The sequence below is a fragment of the Micromonospora sp. KC721 genome (assembly GCF_004348355.1).
Classification (GTDB): domain Bacteria; phylum Actinomycetota; class Actinomycetes; order Mycobacteriales; family Micromonosporaceae; genus Micromonospora.
In genome coordinates this window covers 41,079-62,334 of the sequence record NZ_SMJY01000001.1, presented here as the reverse complement: position 1 = coordinate 62,334, position 21,256 = coordinate 41,079, and the positions used below count along the sequence as shown (strand labels likewise).

At 71.7% G+C, this 21,256-nt stretch carries 16 protein-coding genes; 5 read left to right on the top strand and 11 right to left on the bottom strand.

Annotation, left to right across the window (positions count from 1 at the left end):
* Positions 1-15: 15 nt before the first annotated feature.
* From E1182_RS00260 to E1182_RS00225, 8 genes are all read right to left on the bottom strand, one after another.
* On the bottom strand, positions 16-1,479 hold the full coding sequence (locus tag E1182_RS00260; RefSeq protein ID WP_132260482.1) for a PepSY domain-containing protein: 1,464 nt from the start codon (positions 1,477-1,479) through the stop codon (positions 16-18).
* A 185-nt stretch (positions 1,480-1,664) separates the two neighbouring features.
* Positions 1,665-2,252, bottom strand: a complete 588-nt coding sequence (locus E1182_RS00255) for a copper resistance CopC family protein (RefSeq protein WP_132260480.1) — start codon at positions 2,250-2,252, stop codon at positions 1,665-1,667.
* Positions 2,253-2,269: 17 nt separating this feature from the next.
* The gene (locus E1182_RS00250; RefSeq protein ID WP_132260478.1) at positions 2,270-3,499 is read right to left on the bottom strand and encodes a Dyp-type peroxidase; all 1,230 of its coding nucleotides are present in this window, start codon (positions 3,497-3,499) and stop codon (positions 2,270-2,272) included.
* The gene (locus tag E1182_RS00245; RefSeq protein WP_132260476.1) at positions 3,496-4,098 is read right to left on the bottom strand and encodes a copper chaperone PCu(A)C; all 603 of its coding nucleotides are present in this window, start codon (positions 4,096-4,098) and stop codon (positions 3,496-3,498) included. Before E1182_RS00245 ends, E1182_RS00250 begins: the two co-directional genes overlap by 4 nt.
* 97 nt (positions 4,099-4,195) lie before the next feature.
* Complete coding sequence (locus E1182_RS00240) at positions 4,196-4,966, bottom strand: zf-HC2 domain-containing protein (RefSeq protein WP_132260473.1); 771 nt, start codon at positions 4,964-4,966, stop codon at positions 4,196-4,198.
* A gap of 71 nt (positions 4,967-5,037) precedes the next feature.
* A complete protein-coding gene (locus E1182_RS00235; RefSeq protein ID WP_132260470.1) occupies positions 5,038-5,616 on the bottom strand; it encodes a sigma-70 family RNA polymerase sigma factor in 579 nt (192 codons plus the stop codon).
* A gap of 274 nt (positions 5,617-5,890) precedes the next feature.
* Positions 5,891-7,255, bottom strand: a complete 1,365-nt coding sequence (locus E1182_RS00230; protein WP_132260468.1) for an aminotransferase class I/II-fold pyridoxal phosphate-dependent enzyme — start codon at positions 7,253-7,255, stop codon at positions 5,891-5,893.
* 203 nt (positions 7,256-7,458) lie between these two features.
* On the bottom strand, positions 7,459-8,040 hold the full coding sequence (locus E1182_RS00225) for a MarR family winged helix-turn-helix transcriptional regulator (protein ID WP_207921192.1): 582 nt from the start codon (positions 8,038-8,040) through the stop codon (positions 7,459-7,461).
* Between the two features lie 356 nt (positions 8,041-8,396).
* Between E1182_RS00225 and E1182_RS00220 the strand changes: the two genes are divergently transcribed.
* The 4 genes from E1182_RS00220 to E1182_RS00205 all read left to right on the top strand — a co-directional run bounded on the left by E1182_RS00220 (position 8,397) and on the right by E1182_RS00205 (position 13,491).
* On the top strand, positions 8,397-9,518 hold the full coding sequence (locus E1182_RS00220) for a glutamine synthetase family protein (RefSeq protein WP_207921191.1): 1,122 nt from the start codon (positions 8,397-8,399) through the stop codon (positions 9,516-9,518).
* 427 nt (positions 9,519-9,945) lie between these two features.
* On the top strand, positions 9,946-10,947 hold the full coding sequence (locus E1182_RS00215; RefSeq protein ID WP_243705938.1) for a sugar ABC transporter permease: 1,002 nt from the start codon (positions 9,946-9,948) through the stop codon (positions 10,945-10,947).
* A complete protein-coding gene (locus tag E1182_RS00210) occupies positions 10,944-11,822 on the top strand; it encodes a carbohydrate ABC transporter permease (RefSeq protein WP_132260465.1) in 879 nt (292 codons plus the stop codon). Before E1182_RS00215 ends, E1182_RS00210 begins: the two co-directional genes overlap by 4 nt.
* Before the next feature lie 28 nt (positions 11,823-11,850).
* Positions 11,851-13,491, top strand: a complete 1,641-nt coding sequence (locus tag E1182_RS00205) for an extracellular solute-binding protein (RefSeq protein ID WP_132260463.1) — start codon at positions 11,851-11,853, stop codon at positions 13,489-13,491.
* A gap of 18 nt (positions 13,492-13,509) precedes the next feature.
* On the opposite strand, the gene E1182_RS00200 is transcribed toward E1182_RS00205, so the two are convergent.
* Positions 13,510-14,577: a LacI family DNA-binding transcriptional regulator gene (locus E1182_RS00200; protein ID WP_132260460.1), complete on the bottom strand. Its 1,068-nt coding sequence runs from the start codon at positions 14,575-14,577 to the stop codon at positions 13,510-13,512.
* Between the two features lie 59 nt (positions 14,578-14,636).
* Complete coding sequence (locus E1182_RS00195) at positions 14,637-16,589, bottom strand: DUF2264 domain-containing protein (RefSeq protein ID WP_132260458.1); 1,953 nt, start codon at positions 16,587-16,589, stop codon at positions 14,637-14,639.
* Between the two features lie 157 nt (positions 16,590-16,746).
* Between E1182_RS00195 and E1182_RS00190 the strand changes: the two genes are divergently transcribed.
* Positions 16,747-19,488 carry a Tat pathway signal sequence domain protein gene (locus E1182_RS00190; protein WP_132260456.1) on the top strand — a complete coding sequence of 914 codons (2,742 nt, stop codon included), beginning with the start codon at positions 16,747-16,749 and terminating at the stop codon, positions 19,486-19,488.
* An 18-nt stretch (positions 19,489-19,506) separates the two neighbouring features.
* Here the strand turns inward: E1182_RS00190 and E1182_RS00185 are convergent, their stop codons facing one another.
* On the bottom strand, positions 19,507-21,168 hold the full coding sequence (locus E1182_RS00185; RefSeq protein ID WP_207921189.1) for a PucR family transcriptional regulator: 1,662 nt from the start codon (positions 21,166-21,168) through the stop codon (positions 19,507-19,509).
* Between the last annotated feature and the right edge of the window lie 88 nt (positions 21,169-21,256).

Here is a 21,256-nt window from a genome sequence, read left to right as displayed (position 1 = left end):
GACGGCCCGCAAGGATCAGCCGCCGGTCGCCGCGGGCGAGACCGGAACGGCATCGCGGCGACGTCGGGCGACCACACCGAGGATCACGTCGACGAGGAGGAAGCCGAGCAGGGTGACGCCGAACCAGGGCAGCGCCCCGCCGACGGCCACGGTGACCGGCACACCGAGCAGCAGCGCCCACCACGGCAGGCCGCGCACGCCGCCGCGGACGGGCGGGATGCCGACCGGCAGCCGCCGGTCGACCCGGGTGGGGCGGCGCTGCCACCACATGCGGTAGCCCCAGACGATGACGCAGAGCAGGCCGAGGGCGAGCGCGGCGAGCAGGATCTGGTTGACCGGGCCGAACAGCAGGCCCATGTGGGCCTGGATGCCGAGGTTGCTGAGCTGGGCGAGCAGGGGCCAGTCGGCGAAGTCGCTGCGGGCGGTGATCGTGCCGGCGGCGGGGTCGACGGCGACGCGGTCGCGGCCGACCGGCCAGGTGTCGTCGGTCTGGGCGACGGTCCAGGCGCTGCCGGGTTCCTCGGCGGGAGTGATCTCGACGGGACCGGCCAGGCCAGCGTCGCGGGCGACCGCCAGCACCCGGTCGTACGTCGCCGGGTCCGCGTCGGCTCCGGTGGCGGGGCCGCCGTGCTGGTGCTCACCACCGCCGGTGGCGGGGGGTGCGCCGTCGAGGACGGTGGACAGCGGAGGGCGGCTGGCGTTCAGCGCGCCGAGGGCGGCGCTGAAGTTGTCGCCGGCGTAGCGGGACCAGGTCAGGCCGGTGGCGGAGAGGAAGAGCAAGCCGACGGCGAGCCAGACGCCGGTGGTGGCGTGCCAGCCCCGGGTACGCCGCACGCCCCTGCCGGCGGACAGGTCCGGCACGAGCAGGTGCCGGACCCGGGACCGGTTGCTGGCGCGGCGGCGCCACCACAGCACGATCCCGCCGACGACGAGGACCCACAGCCAACTGGCGGCGATCTCCGAGTAGTGCCGGCCCAGGTCGCCCAGGTGCAGGTTGCGGTGCAGGTCGTCCAGCCAGGTGGTGGCCGGGGTGGCGCCGAACCAGGTGGTGAGCTGCCCCTTGACCTCTGCCGTGTACGGGTCGACGTAGACGGTGTGCTGCTTCTCGCCCAGGTCGGGCTGGGCGAAGACCACCTGGGTCGTCTGCTCGCCGGTGCCGGGCAACACGCCGGTGAGGGTGCCGTCGGGGTGCGCGGCGCGGGCGGCGGTGATCTGGGCCGCCAGGGGGGTGGGCTGGTCGCCGATGGTCGCGACGGTGAGCTTGTCGCCGTAGAGGGCCCGGTCCAGTTGGGGGGTGATGGTGTAGGCCAGGCCGGTCAGGGCGGCGACCAGCAGGAACGGGGCGACCAGGATGCCGGCGTAGAAGTGCAGGCGGGTCAGCAGCGCCACGAGGGGTGTGGGCCGACGGGCCGGTCGTCCGCCGTCCGGCGCGGCAGTGGGCCCCGGCGTACGGTCGTCGGACAGTTCGGTCACGGACATCGACTACTCCGATCGGGAAAGAGGGTTGGTGATCGGGGTGGCTCGTGCCCTTCGAGCCGTGGCTGCCCGGCCGCCGCTCCCGGTCGAGTAGTCGGGTTGGGGGATGGAAAAGTTCCGGGCTGATGCCTGCCGATTGCCGTCCGGTGTGGAGTGCGGAGGTGCGCGCGGCAGTCGCCGACGGCTCGTCAGCGCCCGGCGCGGCGCCGGCGGAGCAGGACCACCGTCCCGGCGAGCACCCCGGCGGCCAGTAGGATCCCGCCGCCGACCAGCACCGGGACGTTCGCTCCGCCGGGGTGCTCGGACGACGCCGTGACGGGGCCTGCGGGGGTGGTGGACGGTTCGGCCGTCGGGGTCGAGGCGGCCGGCGTGCCGGCCACGTCGGCGGTGGGGTCGGCGACGTGGAACCGGTACGAGCCCTGCACCGGGTGCCCGTCGGCGGAGACCACCCGGTAGGCCACGGTGTAGGTGCCGTTGGCCAGGGATTCGTCGACGGTCACGGTGCCGGCCGTGCCGCTGACGGCAGGCTCACCGGTGGTCACCTTCCGGGCGGTGGCGTCGGACAGCACGATGGTGGTGAAGGCCGGGTTCAGCTTCTGCATGAACCGCAGCGTGATCCGTGCCGGCGGCTCGGTGAGCCGGGCCTCCCTGGCCGGGGTGGCGGACGTCAGGGTGTTGTGCGCGGCGGCCGGGGTGGCCGGTACGAGCAGCAGCGCCAGTGTGGTCAGCGCGGCGGTGAGCAGGCCGACGGTGGTCGGGCGGGCATGGATGCGCATGTTTCGTCCTGTCCGGCTCAGTCGAGCAGTTGTTCGCCGATCCAGCCGCCCTCCGGGCAGCCGGGCGGGATCGCGAAGACGGCCGAGCCGATCGGGGTGGTCCACTCGTTGAGCAGGTCCCGTTCGGCCAGGCGCCGCTGGATGGGCAGGAACTGCTTGCCGATGTCGGCCTGGAACGACGCGAAGATCAGACCGCTGTCGGCGGTGCCGTCCGCGGCGGGCGTCCCGTCGTAGTTGTAGGGGCGGCGCAGGATCTTGAGTCGGTCGTCGGTCACGTGCGCCCGGGTGAGATGGGAGAAGTCCGGGATCACGGTCAGCCCGTCGGGTCCGAGGGCGGTGAAGTCCGGCTCGTCGTGCTCGGCGGTTCCGGTCAGTGGGGCTCCGGTGTCGAGGCGACGGCCGGTGGCCAACTCCCGGTCGGCCCGCCCGAGCAGGTCCCACGTCTCCAGGTTCATGCTGATCCGGCGGACCACGAGGGTGGTGCTGTCGCGTAGCCAGTCGGGGCCGTCGGGAACCCATACCGCGCTTTCCAGCGGGCCGCCCGGCTTCGGGTTGGCGGTGCCGTCGAGCTGGCCGAACAGGTTACGTTGGGTACGCCCCGGTTCGGACCCGGCGGCCCGCCGGAAGCCCTGCTGCACCCAGCGTACGGTGGTGAACGGGCGGCTGTCCTTGACCAGCACCCGCTGGGCGTGGGCGACGGTCAGTGGGTCGTCGGCGCACACCTGCACCAGCAGGTCCCCACCCGACCAGCGGGGCTGGAGCCGGTCGATACGCAACGGTGGCAGCTCCGTCACCGACTCGGGACGCCGGTCCGGTCGGCCCGCGGCGCGGTAGAGATTAGGGCCGAAGCCGAAGGTCACGGTGAGCCGGGCCGGTAGCAACCCGAGTTCGGGCTCGGTGTCGGCCAGGGCCGGGCGGCCCTGGGTGAGCCGGGCGGCGTCGTCGGAGAGCAGGCGCAGCATCCGCCGCAGGGCCGCCCGGTCGACCTCCGACCGCAGGCTCAACGCGACGAAGGAGGCGTGCGCCTGCGGTTCCGTGGCGACCCCCGACTGCCGGGGACCGTGGAACGGCTCGACGGCGGTGCCGACCTGCGCCGCCGGGACCGCTTCGACGGTGCGCCCGGCCGGGGTGTCGGAGCGGGCGGCGGTGATGGCGGCGGCCCCGGCCAGGGTGCCACCGGCGGCGACGGCCCCGCCGGTGAGCAGCCGCCTCCGGCTCACCGGCTGGATGCCGGACGTTGCGGTCATGAGGCCGGGCTCGGGCTCGTCCTCGGGGTGGCCGAGGTGCCGTGCGCCGGTTGGCCGTGGCCCGGGGCGTAGCTCTCCTGCGCGCCGGTGAAGGGCTTGGCGACCGCGGTGAAGGTCTGGGTGCGGCCGTCGGCGAAGGTCAGCGTGACAGCCACCTCGTCACCGGCCGGCACCGGGCGGGCGAGGTTCATCAGCATCAGGTGGTCGCCGCCGGGCTGCAGGACGTGCCGGCTCTTCGCCTTGATCACAATGCCACCCTGCTTGGCCTGCATGACCATCTTCCCGTCCTGCATGGTCATCTCGTGCAGTTCCATCGGCGACACGTCGGTGGTGGCACCGGTCAGGGTGACGTCGGTGTCACCGTCGTTGACCAGCGTGCCGAACGCGGCGGTCATGCCGTGGTCGGCGGCCTTCACCCACGGGTCGCGGATGCTGAGCACCCCCGCCGTACCGACCGACGCCGAGGCCGTCGGCGAGGCGGTGGGGGTGGCGGTCGATGTGCCGTCCGACGACCCGCAGCCGGCGCCGGACGCGGCCACGAGAGCAGCCGTGAGCAGGGCTGCCGGGCGCAGGAGCCGGCCGGATCGGAAGTTTGGCATGAAGTGTCCCCTCAAAAGTAGGTGTCGGCATGTTGGTCGGATTCGCACCGGCGACGGTTCCCGCCGGTGTCGTAACCCGCGTCACACCGGACGGTGGTCAGGCCGCCGTGTCGTACCGGTGGTGGGCCGACCCGGGGTGCGGGGACGGAAGCAGTCGCAGGGCGGGCGCGGGCACGTCGTCCTCGGTCAGCCGCCAGCGGCTCCCGCCGGGACGGGCCCGGCCGGCGGGGTCGCCCGGTCGCGCCTGGGTACGCGACAGGGCCACGACGATGAGGTATCCGGTGAGCAGGAAGGCGTGGCTGACCAGCCGGGTGGTGTCCACCCGGCCGGTGGTCAGGTCGTTGACCGACAGCAGCACCAGCGTGCCCACGAACGCCGACAGCGTCGGCACCAGTCCGGTCGGCGGGGTACGCCGGGCGGCCACGAACAGGAAGCCGGCGCCGACCGCGATGTTCCACGCCGCCGCCTCGTGCCACAGGTGTCCGGAGGCCAGCGGGCCACCGGCGTGGATGTGTGGTCCGGCGGCGCCTCTCCCGACCTGGGCAAGGCCGAGCACGAGCTGCAGCACCCCGATCAGCGCCAGCGCCGCCCGCAGGTTCACCGTGAGCCGCAGCCGCAGCCGCAGCCGCAGCCGCAGCCGCCGCCGCGGGGCGGCCGGGGGTAGGGCGGCGAGAACGGCCTCGGTGAGGTCGACCTCGCTGCCGGTCGGCGTCAGCCGGACCCGGCGGGTCACCGTGGCGGCCTGGTCGTACCAGGCCCGGCAGCCCGCGCACCCGACCAGGTGTCTCTCGGCCGCCAACCGCTCGGCCGGACTCTCCTCACCGTCGAGCTGGGCCGACAACACCTCACGCCACTGCACACACCCCATGTACCGGTAGTCGCTCGGGAAGCGGTGTTGGTTCCCGCGGCTTGTGGTCGGCGGGGCAGGTCACACGCCGGTCAGCCGGCTGTGTCCTCCCGTGCCCGCCGCCGACGGACAGGCTGGACGGCGACGGCGGCGACCAGTTCCTCACGGGCTCGGGCGACCCGGGAGCGGATCGTCCCGACCGGGCAGCCGCAGATTTCGGCGGCCTCGGCGTAGGAGAGCCCGAGTAGTTGGGTGGCGACAAACGCCTCCCGCCGGTCCCCCGGCAGCGCCGCGATGAGCTGTTCCAGCGTGACCTGCTGGTCGAAGCCGCTGTACCGGGGGTCGGCGGGCTCCGAGGAATCCGACAGCGGCACGGTGCGGGGACGGGACGTGGCGACGCGCACGTGGTCCACCGCGACCCGCCGGGCGATGCCGAGCAGCCAGGTCCGGGCCGAGGAGCGGGCCGCGAACGACGGCAGTGACCGCATCGCCCGCAGGTAGGTTTCCTGCGCCAGGTCGTCGGCCTCGCCTGGGGAGACCAGTGCGGCGAGGAAACGCCGGACGTACGACTGGGTGGCCCGGACGAACGCGGCGGCGGCCTCGCGGTCGCCTCGCCCGGCGGCGAGCGCCCAAGCGGTGACCTGCCCGTCGTCGTCGCTCACCTTCGGCATCTCCTGTCGCCCGCCCCGACGGCAACGAGGCCCCTGTCGCAGTAGCTACCCGGCAGCGTACGGTACGCGCCGCCGCTGTCCACTTGTCCGGTGCGCGGCCTGCGGCGGAAGCGCCGGGCGTGCTTGCTGGCACCGGCAGCGGTCCCGCCGAGGCCGGCGGATCAGTGGTCCGACACCACGCCGGACGGTCGTTCAGCCGACCACGGACTCAACCCCGAGGCGGGGCCGGGCGCCCGGGGGGCGGATGGTCACCGGGCGCAGCGGATGGCGGCGCTCATCGGCGGGCCAGCTGCTCCAGACGCTCGTGCAGCCGATCGACGTACGTCTCGGATTCCGGCTTCATCAGTACGCTGCGCAGGATGCGTGCGCCGTCGGCGTCCGCGGTGATCTTCGGGTGGCGGGTGGTGAAGCGTTCGGCGCCGACCCGCAGCGTGCTGAGGAAGACCGGTTCCCGGCTGTCGGTCATCCCCTCGTGCAGGATCCGGTTGCTGGCCGCGTCGATCTGGGACAGCGCGTTGTTCTCGGTCACCGGGAAGTAGCTGACGATGTCGAGCTGCGGGGTCTGGTAGAGCACCAGGTGCTCGGACTGTTCGATCAGCTCCGCCCAGCGCAGCGCACCCCGTCGGCCGGCCGCGAGCACCCGGCCCAGTCCGTCCCGGGTGGGTGGCAGCAGCTGGAAGGTGAGCCACAGCGCGGCGGCCGCCGCACCGGCACGGGAGCACTCCAGGCTGATCTCGCCCAGGTGCAGTTCCTCCGAGGTGAAGTACGTGTACGGCGAGTCGTGCAGGTAGAACCGGCCTACCGTCGGGTCGCGGAAGAGCACCGCGCCGCAGCCGTAGGGTTGCAGGCCGTGCTTGTGCGGGTCCACCACCACCGAATCGCTCTGGGCGACGGCCTGCCAGGGTTCGGCCGGCAGTCCCTCGGGGCCGTCCGCGCCCGCCAACAGGGTGAAGAAGCCGCCGTAGGCGGCGTCGACGTGGATCCGCACGCCGTACCGCTCGCGCAGGGCCAGCGCCTCGTGGATCGGCTCGACGGCGCCGAGGCTGGTCGTCCCGGCGGTGAGCACGACGGTGCCGATCCGGCCGGTACGCAGCAGGTCCTCCAGCGCGTCCAGGTCCATCCGGCCGAGGTCGTCGGTGGGTACGGGGAAGCCTTCCACGCCGAGGACACCGCACATCCGGCCGTGTGTGTAGTGGGCCTCGGTGCTGTAGGCGACGCCCCTGCCCGGGTGCAGTTCGCGGGCCACGAAGAGGGCTTCGAGGTTGGCGATGGTGCCGCTGGTCGTCAGGTGCCCGAGGTGGGTGTCGTACCCGAACATGGTGGCCAACTGCTGCACGACCTCACGCTCCATCGCGGCGGTGGCTGGCCCGCCGTCCAGGGCGTGGTTGTTCGGATTGATCAACATCGCGGTCAGGTAGCCCACCACGGCCGCCGGGTGGGGTGGCTTGAGCATCTGGCCGGCGTAGCGGGGGTGGAAGAAGGGGTAGTTGTCCTTGAGCCGCTCGGTGAAGGTGGCGAAGACCTCGGCGAACCGGCTGTCGTCGACGGCCAGCGCCGGGTGCGGTTCGTAGGGGCCGAAGCTCTTCGCCCAGTCGGCGTTCGACGCGACCGCCGCGGCCAACCACCTGGTCAGGTCCATCGGGTCACTCCTTGCTGGTCTGGCCGGTCACGGCGGCCGGGGGCGCGCGCCGGGGCGTTGAACCTCCCGCTGCGTGGGGTTCACGATCCATGCCCTGCCTCAATCCGTTTGACTCCAAACAAACAACCAGGTCCACCGCGGTTCGTCAAGGGGGCGAGGTTGTTGTGTGACCTCACACGCTTCGGTGCCGGTTCCGGGCGGCGTCAGGACTCCTGGCGCGGGCGGCGGCCCGAGCGTCGAGGGGTCAGCTTCTCGCCGTCGAGGAGGTCCCGCCTGCGCTGCTCGCCGTGAGTCTCGAGTTGGCTGATGATGGCACGCAGCCCTTCGGCGAGCTGCCGGCACTGGGCGAGGTCGAGCGGGGCGGCGACGAACGCCTCCTCCGCGTTGAAGGCCGGGAACAGCTCCTCCATGAGGTTCTCTCCCTTCGGGGTCAGCGCCAGCAGGACTCGGCGGCGATCCTCGGGGTGGGGGGAGCGGGCCACCAGTCCGCGCGACTCGAGGGTCTGCGAGATGCCGGTCAGCGTGCCCTTCGAGATGCCGGCCTCCTCGGCCACCGACCAGGACTCCGCCTCGCCCCAGATCCACAGCACCCAGAGCACGACGAAGCCGGTCCAGGTCAACTCGTGCGGGCGAAGGGCCGAGTTCTCCAGGTGCTGCCGGATCGCCGCGGCGGCGCGGTGGATGTTGCCCACCGCGGCCATCGCCTCACGTTGCAGTGGTAGCCCGCCCAGGCGTTCCTGAATGGCCTGCTCGGTCTCGGTGATGGAGCGGCGCTGCCTGAGCACGGACTTCTCCTCGGCGTCGGGGTGGACGACTCGTTTGAGGCCAAATGTATCCTGTCGGGGTGCTTCGTGGGGCAGGCGTAAATTAGGACATAATAGAGGCCTTCCCTGCACCTGGAGTATCCATTGAGTGCCCAGACAGCCGCCCAGGTCGGACGCGCCATGGCGGCGCTCGACGCCGCGGGGGTCGATGTCCTCCGGGTCGCCTTTCCGGACCTGACCGGTTCCGACCGGAGCCGGGACATCCTGCTCCACCAGCTGCCGTACGCGGCCCGGCGCGCCTCGCCTTCAGCCGCGCCGTCTACCACACCGGCGCCCGGGGGGACCAATCCGACATCGCCGGCGGCATCGAGGCGGGAATGCCGGACATCCTGGTACGTCCGGATTTGGACACCGTCGTCCCGCTGCCCTGGGAGCCGAACGTGGCCTGGTGCATCGGCGACGTACGCGACGCAGCCACCGACCAGAGCGTGCCCGAATCATCCCGGGACCTGCTGCGCCAGGTCCTCGCCCGACTCACCGACGCGGACCTGACCGCGGTCGTCGGCCCGGAACTGGAGTACGTCCTGTTCGAGCCGGACGCCACTGCCGCCACCGGTTGGCGGCGCTACGCCCGCGCCCCGGGCAACGTCTACACCACCGGTCGCCGCGGCGACCCGGACGGACACCTGCTGCGTACCGTGCGCGCCCTGCACACCCTCGGCCTGGGCGTCAGCGGCGGCAACCGCGAGTTCGACGGCGGCCAGTTCGAGATCAACCTCAACCACTCCCCGGCGCTGGACGCCGCGGACCGCGCCTTCCGGTTCAAGGCCGCGGTCAAGGAACTCGCCCGGGCCGAGGGTCGGCTGGCCACGTTCATGGCCAAGCCGTCCAACGACGGCGGCGGATCGGGATTCCACCTGCACGTCTCCCTCGTCGACGCGGACGGCGGCAATGTCCTCGCCGCCCCGGACGAGCCGCACGGCCTGTCTGCCACGGCCCGGCACGCCCTGGCCGGCGTCCTCGAGCATGCGCCCGCCCTGTCCGCGCTGCTCAACCCCACCGTCAACTCCTACAAGCGGCTCGGGTCGGACACCATTGCCCCGTGGCTGGTCAACTGGGGTCTGGACAACCGCCACGCCATGGTGCGCATCCCGCCGGAACGCGGAGCGGCCACCCGGCTGGAGGTTCGCCTCGGCGACGGCACGGCCAACCCCTACCTGGCCATCGCCGGTCTGCTGGCCGCGATCCATCTCGGCATCACCGCCGCGACCGAGCCCCCCGCCCCGGCGACCGGCCGCGCCGCCGACACCACCGCCGCGGCCGAGCTCCCCACCGACCTCGGTCAGGCGCTGGACGCCCTGGCGGCCGACAACGAACTCACCGACGTGCTCGGCAAGTCCTTCGTCGACGCCTTCCTCACCTTCAAGCGGGACGAGTTCGCGCGGTTCCGGCGGTACGTCACCGACTGGGAGTTCCGCGAGTACGCCCAGCTCAGCTGAGCGCAGGGCGTCGTCGTACGGTTCTGTCTCGTAGGACAGCGGCGACGGTGTCGACGACCGGCACCGCGTTCGCCCGCGCGGCCGAGGAGACGGCGATGCCCCGGCGAACACGGCCGGATCGAGGTGTCCCTGCACCGAGCCGGCGGTGTGGACGACGGCACCGAACCGTGGTGCCGGGGCCAGCACCGGCTCGCCGATGCGCAGGCAGTCCCGCCGGTCAGCAGCAGGTCCACATCGCGCGGTGCGGCGGCGGGCCGCCCCCGTCCTCCGGTCGAGTTCGTCGATGTAAACGGTTACCCGCCGACAAGCCTACGTATCCAAGGCAGACAAGGTCCAGTGGTTGACTCAGGCAGGTAAGCGTTTTATCTTCTTCCCACTTTGTTACGGCCGAATGACCAAAGGTCATGGCACGGGAGGGGCCGCCGACGTGAGCGCGATCGATGCCCAGCGGTCGTCCGACGTCGGGCGGCGGGCCGCCAGCCCCATCGACGGCGGCGTCCGGCGCGTCGCCCCCGGGGCGCGCCGCGGTCATCGCCAGCGGTTCCGCCGTGACCGGCTACTGCTGCTGTTGATGGCTCCCGGCGTCGCCTACTTCCTGGTCTTCCACTACGGCGCCTTGTTCGGAAACACGCTGGCCTTCGTGGACTATGTGCCGTTTCTGGGCATCGCGGGCAGCGAGTGGGTCGGGCTGGCGAACGTCCGGCAGATGTTCGGCGACCCGGACTTCTGGAACGCGGTCCACAACACCGTGCTGATCGCCGCGCTCCAGATCGTCTTCTTCTTCCCCGCGCCGCTGGCCCTGGCGCTGCTGCTGCACAGCCTGGTCGGCGACGTCGTCAAGCGGTTCGTGCAGAGCGTGGTGTACCTGCCGCACTTCCTGTCCTGGGTGATCGTCGTGGCGCTGTTCCAGCACATGCTCGGCGGTGCCGGCGTGGTCAACGGGTGGCTGGACGAGTGGGGGCTGGGCACCATCCACGTCATCGGCAACCCGGAGGCGTACAAGCCGTTGGTGGTCGCGCAGGTGCTCTGGAAGGAGTGCGGCTGGGCCACCATCATCTTCCTCGCCGCGTTGTCGCAGGTGGACGAGCAGCAGTACGAGGCGTCGGCGCTGGACGGCGCCGGCTGGTGGCGTCGGCTGTGGCACGTGACGTTGCCGGGTATCCGACCGGTCATCGTGCTGCTGCTCGTACTGCGGCTCGGTGAGTTCCTGGACGTCGGCTTCGAGCAGTTCTTCCTCCAACGGCAGGCGGTCGGCCCGGAGGTCGGGGAGGTGCTCGACACGTTCGTGTACTTCACCGGCTTCGCCAACGGCGAGTTCGGCTACGCGGCCGCGGCCGGCCTGTTCAAGGGCGTCATCGGCGTCGCGCTCGTCTACACGGCGAACAAGGTGGCGCACCGGCTCGGCGAGCAGGGGGTGTACCAGCGATGAAGCACACGTACCCCGCCTGGCAGGGGCGGCCCGGACCGGCCGTCCGGGCGGCGAAGGCCGTCGCCCTCACGGTGGTCGTGCTGCTCGTGCTGTTTCCGATCTGGACCGTCGTGGCGACCAGCCTCGCCGCGCCCCAGGACGTGATCGCCAACGGTGGCTGGGTCGTGTGGCCGCGGCGGATCACCGTCGACGCGTACACCGAGATCCTCGACGGCGGCGTCGTGACGCGCGCCCTGCTGGTGAGCGCGGGCGTCACCCTCGTCGGTACCGCCCTGAGCCTGACCTGCACCGTCCTCCTGGCGTACGCGCTCAGCCGACCGGGCGTGTACGGCGGGCGGCCGGTGCTGCTGTTGATCCTGTTCACGTTCCTGTTTCCGCCGGGGATGATCCCGTTGTTCCTGGTGGTGCGTACCACCGGGCTGTTCGACCAGTACGCCGCGCTGATCCTGCCCTTCCTGGTCAACGTCTTCAACCTGGTCGTGATGCGCGGTTTCTTCCAGTCCATCCCGGCCGAGTTGCTGGAGGCGGCGCGCATCGACGGCGCGGGGGATCTGGCCATCCTGTGGCGGGTGGTGCTGCCGCTGTCCAAGGCGGTGCTGGCGGTCGTCGGCCTGTTCTACGCGGTGGCGTACTGGAACCGCTTCTTCGAGGCGATCATCTACTTCAACGACCAGTCGAAGTGGCCGATCGGCACCGTTTTGCGGCAGTACGTCACCGGTGGTGCCGACATGACCGGGGAGGCCGTGGCCACCGCCGCGCCACAGTCGACCCAGATGGCCGTGGTGGTGCTCGCCACCGCGCCCATCGTGCTCGTCTATCCGTTCCTACAGCGCTACTTCGTCAAGGGTGTCCTCACCGGAGCCCTCAAGGCGTAGCTGCCACCCTCTAGAGAGGAGGGACCGCATGGCTGTCCACTACCCCCGGCGGTCGTTGTTGACGTTGGCCGGCGCGGGCGCGTTGGCCGGTGTCGCCGGGCCGCTGCTGGCCGGTTGTGGTGACGGTGCGAAACGTGATGTCGGCAACGCCGGCAAGGATCTCGTGCCGTGGCCCACGTACGTGCCGTTCTCCGGGCCGCCGCCGGACGCGCCCGGTGACGCGAACGGCGTGCAACCCCTGTACCTGACCTATCCGCAGCAGGTGGTCAGATCGGTGAACGACACCGTCGGTGACGGCTCCGAGGTCACCGCGATGGTCATCACCTACGGTGCTCCGCCCAGACCGGTGGAGGCCAACCGGTTCTGGCAGGCGATCAACAAGGCGCTCAACGTCAACCTCAGGATCGTGGTCGTCCCCGACGCCGAGTACAGCCAGAAGATGACCACGCTGATGGCCTCCGGCGACGACCTGCCGGACATCATCATGTTCAGCCAGCTGGCGCTACCTCGCGCGGCCGAGTTCGTCCAGGCGCAGTGCGCCGACATCTCGGACCTGGTCGGTGGCGACGCGGTGCGGCAGTACCCGAACCTCGCCAACATCCCGACGCGCGCCTGGCAGGCGATGGGTCGCATCAGCGGCCGGATCTACGGCGTGCCGCTGGAGCGGCCGGCACCGGGTAACAGCCTGTTCGTCAACCGCACCGCTCTGAACCAGGCCGGTGTGCCGGTTGACTGGGACACCGAGGGGTACCTGGCCGCGATGCGGAAGGTCACCGGTGGTCGGCGGTGGGGCATCGGGGGCTCCAAGTCCCTGTTCGGCGGTTCCGGGGCGATCGCCTACCACGCCGGTTCGCTCGGCGCGCCCAACCAGTGGCGGGTGGACGGCGGGAAATTCGTCAGCACCCTCACCACCGGGCAGTACGAGGAGGCGCTCGGGGTCATGCGCCGCCTCGCCGAGGCCGGGGCCTACCATCCGGACAGCCTCACGCTCAGCGCCACCGACCTGCAGACGTTCTGGCACAGCGGCACGGTGGTGTCGATCAGCGACGGGTTCGGCTCGGTGGCCCCCAACACCCTCGCCAAGATCAACGGCAGGTTCCAGCTCGATCTGGGCCGACCCTACGGACCCGCCCCGACGCCCTGGCGCGGCACCGGCTTCTTCGGCCACGTGGCCTTCAAGAAGGCCAGCCCCGAGCGGATCGCGATGCTTCTGCGTATCTGCAACTACCTCAGCGCGCCGTTCGGTACCGCGGAGTACGAGCTGGCCACCTTTGGTGTCGAGGGCGTGCACTACACCAAGAACGCCAACGGCGTCGCGCCCAGCGCGCTGGCCGGCGTGGAGAACAACACCAACCTGCCGGTCAAGTACATCGGCGTCGCGCCGGCCGTGCTGTACCTGCCGGGACACCCCGAGGCGGCCCGCGCCGTGCACGAGTGGGAGAAGGCGGTATTGCCCAGCAGCGTCGCCGACCCCGCGGTCGGGCTGCGATCGGCGACGCAGAGCAGCAAGGGGGCCGAGCTGAACCGGATCGTCGGCGACGCGGTGTCGGCCATCGTCTTCGGCCGCAAGCCGCTCTCCGCCTGGCAGGACGCGGTCATTCAATGGCGGCAGGCCGGCGGCGACAAGCTCGCCGAGGAGTTGGCCGCCGAGTACGCCGCGGCCAGGTGAGCCGGGCCTGCGGCGCCGTCACCGCAGAATCGGTCGGACCGAGTCGCGTACCACCAGGTGCGTGCCGAGGATGACGTGGGGCGGGGTGCCGCCGCGCGCCTCGTGCTCGAGCGCGAGGCGTACGGCGGTGCGCCCGACCTCCTCGTGGGGCAGGTGCACGGTGGTCAGGTTGAGGTCGAGGGAGGGCGGCAGGTCGTCGAAGCCGACCATCGACACGTCGTCGGGCACCCGCAGTCCGTGCTCGACGAGCGCCCGGTGGGCACCGCCGGCGATCAGGTCGTTGATGGCGAAGACGGCGGTGAAGTCGCGGGTGCCGGCGGCCAGCCGTTCGGTCATCATCCGGTAGCCCTCGTGCCACTCCATCGTGCCCTCGACCTCCAGCGCGGGGTCGTGCGGCAGGCGGTGGGCGGCCAACGCCTGCCGGTACCCGGCCAGCCGCCCCTCCGCCGTGGTGTAGCCGGCGCGGTGGCCCAGGCAGAGGATCCGGCGATGCCCGGCGGACAGCAGGTGGCTGGTGGCCGCGAACGCGCCGCCCGCGTGGTCGTACTCCACGACGACCGCGGGTACGTCCGCGCCGAGCGGCGGGCGTCCGCACAGCACCAGCCGGGAACCTATCGCGGCCAGGGCGTACGCGTACTGACTCATCCGCTGCCGGTACTTCTCGTCGGCCACCACGTTGCCGACCAGGATGACCGCCTCGGCGTGCTGTTCCCGCATGAACTTGACCATCGCGAGTTCGCGCTCCGGGTCGCCCCCCGTGGTGCCGATCAGGCACAGCCGGCCCTCGGCGGCGGCTTGGGCCTCGACGCCCTGCGCCACGTGGGCGTAGTGGGGCGAGATCACCGAGTTGAGCACGATCGCGATGCTCTTGCTCGGGCTGCCGGCCAGCGCCCGGGCGTGGGCGTTCGCCACGTAGTCCAGTTCCTTGACCGCACGCATCACCCGCGCCCGGGTCGACGGAGCGGCCGGGTAGCTGCCGGTCAGGATTCGGGAGACGGTCGCCACGGACACCCCGGCCCGGTCGGCGACCTCACGGATCGTGGACCGGCGCCGGCCCTCCGAAGCTTCCCTCGCCCGTCGCGCCATCGCCACCCCGTGGTTTCAGAAAACGGTTACAGAAATGATCGGGTCCGCGTTGAGTGGTGTCAAGCCGTTGGCCAGTGGACCGACGCGCCGGTGACCGGATGACGGGCGTAGGCCGGCGCGGCGCCCATGGTCAGCTCGATCCGTTCCCCGTCCGGGAACCGGATGCCCACCCGGTCTCCGTCGACCACCGCCACGATCGACTCCCGCAGCGCGTCCGGTACGACGCGGTCGCCGGTGAGCGCCACCAGCGAGACGTAGAGGGCGCTGCCACCCGGGTGTTCGGGCGCCGTCAGGTAGGGGGTGGCCGAGCACGCGCCGTACGCGTTCGAGTCGACCGACCTCGCCACGGCGGCGTCGCGGAGGCCGTGCAGGGCGACCACGACGCTGGCCAGCCCGTCCGGCCGCCGCACCCGTGCCCATCCCGGTCCGGTCCGCTCGGCGGGCGGGTGGTCGGCGGCCAGCGCGTACCCGCCCTCGCGTACCCCGCAGCCGGGCGGCGCGGTGACCCGGTGCACGCGCACCTCCCACGGCCCCCGCACGAGCGAGGCGGTCTGCACCCGCACCGGACCGACAGGCAGCTCGTCCTCGTACGCGGAGGCGGCGAACCGGTCGTACGCGGCGACCGGCTCGATCCGGCGGCGACGCGAGACCGTGCCGTCCGGTGCCACCACGGCGAGATGACCGTCCACCGCCCGGGCGCGGGCCGCCTCGCCGGCCTCCGGTGCGGCGTGCGAGGCGTACCCGAAGCGGGTGTAGTGCGGGTCCTCAAGCCCGTCGGCGGCGAGGTGGCGGGCCCGGTCGCTGCCGTGGTTGACCACCCGGACGAGACCGTCGTGCCGGGTGGCGTGCAGCAGCCAGCCGGGACCGGGCATCGCGACGGCCCGGTCGCCGTCGTCGATCGGCGCGGTGCTCTCCCGGGCCGTCCACGCCGGATGGTCCGCGGGCAGCAGCAGGCCGAGAAAGCCCTTGCCCGCCCAGTACGGCGAGGCTGGCCCGGAGTAGTGCTGGACGGTCGGGAGGAAGTCGTCGTACCAGCCGAGACCCAGCAGCCCTCGCTCGTCCGGCACCCCCCGCTCGACGAAGTGCCGCAGCACTCCGCTGGCAATTCGGCGGGTGCGGCCGGCGGGTAGCGGGCTGGCCTCCATCAACTCGCCCAGCCACAACGGGGCGACGGCGGCGTACCGGTAGCACAGCGACCGGCCCTGGTGCACCGGAGCGCCGTCCCGCGCGAACATGTGCTGATACTGCTCCAGAAACGCGCGCAGCCGCTGCCGGTACCGGCAGCCGCGCTCCCGGTCGCCGGACATCCGTGCCCACATCAGCGGGTACAGGTGCATCGCCCAACCGGCGTAGTAGTCGAAGCACTGGCCGGCACCGTCGGTGTACCAGCCGTCCCCGACGTACCACTGTTCGATCCGGTCCAGCCCGCCGGTGATCTCGGCCGGGTCGTGCGGTCCGCCCACCTGCGCCAGGAACTGTTGGATCACCACGGGGAACAGCACCCAGTTGCTCTGCCACGTCCGCCGGCCCGCGAAGCCGGCGAGCCAGTCGACGACCCGTTCCCGCACCCGGTCGTCGAGTTGGTCGAACAGCCAGCGGCGGGTCTCGTGCAACGCCAACGCGATCGAGGCGGCCTCCACGATCTGCTGCGAACAGTCGGCCGGTGCCGGCCAGGCGTACCGGTGTCCGGGGTCGGTGCCGTGGGCGAGGCCGTCCGCGTACCGCTCGACGAGTTCCGCCGGCACGTTGCCGCCGGCGCCCGCGATCCGGAAGGCGGCCAGGAGGAACGTCCGCGCGTAACCCTCCAGGCCGTCACTGGTCAGGCCGGCGTCGCCGGGCCGCCCGGGAAGCCGGTACTGGGCGAAACCCGGCACCGCGTGCGGCGTGACCGCGGCCAGCAGGTGGTCGGCCACCGTCTCCCAGTGCGCCCTGGTCCACCCGGTGTACGGCGACGACCAGCCGTCAACAGGTGGGAGGCGGGTTGAAGCGTTTGTGGCAGCGAGTTTCAGCATAGGCACCTCACGGGTGACGATCAACGTGGCTGGCAGCAGCAGATTGGGCACTGCTGAGGGTGTTGACAGGCTATCGACGCATCTGATTACCTGCACATGATAGTAAGCGTTTCCATAACAGGTCTTCGGCCGCGGATCCCCTCACGTGGAGTGCGCCATGTCCCAGCTGCCCAGACGCAGTCTCCTGATGGGTGCCGCCTTCGCCGGCGCCGCCACCCGGCTGCCGCTGTCCCAACCGGCCGCCGCAGCACCGGCCCGGCCGACCGCCGCAACCGGCCGCGCCGAGACCGCTGCCGCGGATCCGCCCGACGTTCCGCTGCGCTGGCTCGAGGGCGGCGCGCCTGCGGCGCTCGTCGGCACCACCTGGGGCGTGCCCTGGCCGCGCGGCACCCTCGCCCGCAATCAGGAGTTGTCGCTGGCCACCGCCGGGGGTGCGGCGGTACCCGTACAGTCCTGGCCGATCGGCTTCTGGCCGGACGGCTCGGTCAAGTGGACCGCCCACGCGATCGGCACCGAGGCCCCACCCGCCGAGGCGTACCTGCTGCGCCCCGGTGCGGCCGTCGCGCCGGCCAAACCCCTGAAGATCATCGAAACCGCCAAGACGATCCAGGTGGACACCGGCGTCGTGCGGTGCACGATCGCCCGCAGTGGTTACGTTCTGGTGCCGTCGATCGTCCGCGCCGGCCGCACGGTCGCCAAGAACGGCACGCTCGTGTGCCTGCGCAAGGACAACGCCGACGATGCTCCGGCCGTCGTCCGCACCGAGCGGTTCACCGGCGAGGTCCGGGCGGTGACCGTCGAACAGCGCGGTCCGGTGCGCGCGGTCGTGCGCATCGAGGGACGGCACCGGATCTTCCGTGGCCGCCGCGGGTGGCTGCCGTTCACCGTGCGGCTGTACCTGTACGCAGGCAGCGACGGCATCCGGATGATGCACACGTTCGTCTTCGACGGCGACGAGAAGAAGGATTTCATCGGCGGCCTCGGCGTCCGCTTCCAGGTGCCGATGACCGACCAGCTCCACGACCGGCACATCCGCTTCGCCGGGGACGACGACGGCGTGCTCGGCGAGGCGGTCCGTGGCCTCACCGGCCTGCGACGCGACCCCGGCGCGGCGGTACGGCAGGCGCAGATCGCCGGCCGTCCGACACCGGACGTGTCGACCTGGGACACCCGCGTGTCGAGCCGGCTGCACCTCATACCGGCCTGGGGCGACTACAGCCTCCGGCAGCTCTCCGACGGCTGTTTCGACATCCGCAAGCGGACCAGTGCCGGGCACGGTTGGATCCAGGTCGACACCGGCCGCCGCGCCGCCGGTCTCGGGTACGTCGGCGGCGTCTCCGGCGGACTCGCGTTCGGCATGAAGGACTTCTGGCAACTGCACCCGAGCCAGCTCGACATCCGGGGCGCGGCCGGCGACGCGGCCGAGGTGACCGTCTGGCTCTGGTCACCCGACGCCGCGCCGATGGACCTGCGCTTTTACCACGACGGGATGGGCCAGGACACCTACCCCGAGCAGCTCGAAGGCCTGGAGATCACGTACGAGGACTACGAACCCGGCTTCGGCAGCCCCTACGGCGTGGCACGCACCACCGAGCTGTCGTTCTGGGCACTGGCCGGCACGCCGTCCGCCGAGCGCCTGTCCCAGCTCGCCGACGCCGTCCGGAAGCCACCGCTGATCGTCGCCCCGCCGGCCAGCCTGCACGCCGCCGGTGTCTTCGGCGACTGGAGCCCCGTCGACCGCAGCACCCCGGCCCGCCGCGAGATCGAGGACCGCCTCGACTTCCTGTTCGACCACCACCGCAACCAGGTGGAACAGCGCTCGTGGTACGGGTTCTGGAACTACGGCGACATCATGCACAGCTACGACGCCGACCGGCACGTGTGGCGGTACGACGTCGGGGGATACGCCTGGGCCAACTCCGAACTGTCGCCCGACCTGTGGCTGTGGTACCACTACCTGCGCTCCGGGCGGGCCGACGTGTTCCGGTTCGCCGAGGCGATGACCCGGCACACCGGCGAGGTGGACGTCTACCACCTCGGCAAGTACCGCGACCTGGGCACCCGGCACGGTGTGCTGCACTGGGCCGACAGCGCCAAACAGCTACGGATCAGCTCCGCGGCGTACCGGCGCTTCTACTACTTCCTCACCGCCGACGAACGCGCGGGTGACCTGATGCGCGACCTGGTCGACTCCGACCGGACCTTCCTCGTCCTCGACCCGATCCGCAAGATCCGCACCGAGCCGTACGAGCCGGACCCGCGTGCGCTCTCCATCAGCACCGGCACCGACTGGAGCGGCCTGGCCGCGGCCTGGCTCACCGAGTGGGAACGCGGGGGAGACCCGACCGCCCGGACGAGACTGCTCAACACCGCGCGCACCATCGCCGCCATGCCCAACGGCTTCATCCAGGGCAGTGGCCGCTACGACCTGGAGACGGGGACGTTCGCCCCCGCCCAACCGGCGGTGTCGGTCGGGTCGCTCGGCGCGGTGTTCGGCCTGGTCGAGATCTGTAGCGAACTGATCGACCTGGTCGACATGCCCGAGTTCACCAACGCGTGGCTGCAGTACTGCCGGCTCTACAACGGCACCGCGGCCGAGCAGACCGCCGAGGTTGGACAGTCGTTGGGCAACCTCAACCTGCGTCAGGCGCACTCCCGGCTCACCGCGTACGCCGCCGCGAAGCTCGGCGACCGAACCCTGGCGGCCCGTGCCTGGCAGGAGTTCTACACCGGTCACGCCGGCTACCCGCGGAATCTCGGGTTCCGCTCGGTGCGGGTCGAGGGGCCAGCCGTGCTCAAGCCGGTCGACGAGGCCGGCTTCGTCTCCACCAACGCCAGTGCCCAGTACGGCCTCGCCGCGATCCAGTGCCTCGCGCTGGTCGGCGACCACCTGCCCTGACGGGCGGTCCAGGAGTCATCACGTGTCGGTGGTTGTCGGCCGGCGCACCGCCGGTCGGCCCGCCGGCTCGCCGCTGGGCGTGCCGGCGGACAACCGCTGCACCCCGAGCGCGGTGAGGGCCACGTGCAGTTCAGACCGGTCCCAGCCGGACTCCAGGTCCCGGTCGAGGAGACGTTCGATGGTGTGCAACCGCTCGTAGAGCGCCTGCCGGGAGATCGATCGGCGCCGGGCGGCGAGGGTCTTGTTGCCGGCGGCGTCGAGGTAGGCGTGCAGGGTGGCCAGCAGGTCGCCGCCGTGCCGGTCGTCGTGCTCGATCAGGCGGCCGAGGCACCGCTCGACGTAGTCCTGTAGCTGGACCTCGTTGCGCAGCGCGTGCAGGAGCTCCCGCAGGCCGATGTCCGACCGCTCGACGTAGGCGCGCTCCCCGGGGACGGCCGCCTCGCCGACTCGCACCGCGTCCTGGAAGGACCGCGCCACCTCGGTGAGGTCGTCGACCTCACCGCCGACGCTCACCACGGCGGCGGGATGCCGGTGCCGGACGGCCTTGGCCACCCGCTCCACCACCGGTCGCCAGGTGCGGGTGGCAGGCAGGGCGAGGAGTACGCCGACGCGGGTACCCGAGATCTCCGCGACCAGTGCCCTCGCGCCCGCGTCCCGCAGTTCCTGCACCACCGTTTTCTCGAGTTCGCCCATCCCCTCGGCGACGGTGACCAGGACGATGACGAGCTGCCGGCCGTGCGTCGGCACCCCGAGCGCGTCGAGGCGGGCGCGGGCCTCCGGCGCGGAGCGGTAACGCCGCTCGACGATGTCCAGCAGCGCCGTGCGGTGGGCGGCGCGTTCCCAGGGGCGGCCGTGCACCAACCGGGCGATACTCAGCGCCATCGCGGCGCGTTCGAGCACCATGACCTGGTCCGCGCCGAAGGTGGGTGGCGAGGTGGAGTCGGGCACCATGACCAGCCGGCCCCATCGTTCCCCTTGGTACTCCACCGGGGTGACCAGCCAGGATTCCGGCCCGCAGACATCGGTGCGCTGCGGCGAGGAGGTGGCCCGGGAGCGCCGTTCCCAGCCGCCGAGCACGTCGGTGAGGGGGCGGCCGGCGGTGTCGTGGAGTATCGCCTGGTGGATCAGGTTCTCCAGGACCACCGGGTGCCCGCTCATCTCGGCGGCGGCGCGTACCAGTTCGTCGGGTGACGCACCGCGCAGCGTCAGCGAGGTGAACGCCTCGTGGACCTGCTGGGTCCGGCGAAGGGACTCGACCTGGCTGCCCAGGATCAGGGCGTGGACGGTCTGGGTGACGTCGACGAAGTTGACCTCCCTGGTGAGTACGACGAGCGGCAGGTCGTGGGAACGGCAGGCACGGACCAGCGCGTCGGGTGGCTGCCGGTACCGGCGGACCAGTTCGATCACGAGGCCGGCCGCGCCCACCTGGGCCAGTTCGTCGACGTAGCTGCGGATCAGGGCGGGTTCGGTGGGCAGGGGCATGCCGGTGGTGAGCACCAGTTCACCGCCCTTGAGGAAGGAGGCGGGGTCGGTCAGTTCGGTGACGTGCACCCACCGGACCGCGCGGGACAACCGGTCATGCCCGCAGACGACCGTGGGCTGACCGGCGGCGAGCACCGGTAGACGTAGTACGTCCGCCACCGTGAGCGGGGTGCGGTCGGGAGGCGGCGATTCCGTCACGGTGAGTAATGGAACCAGGCGGTTCGGGGTCTCCGCAAGGTCTGCGGGTGACAAAACGTCTGCTCGGCGCGGGTCGCGGGTGACGGAT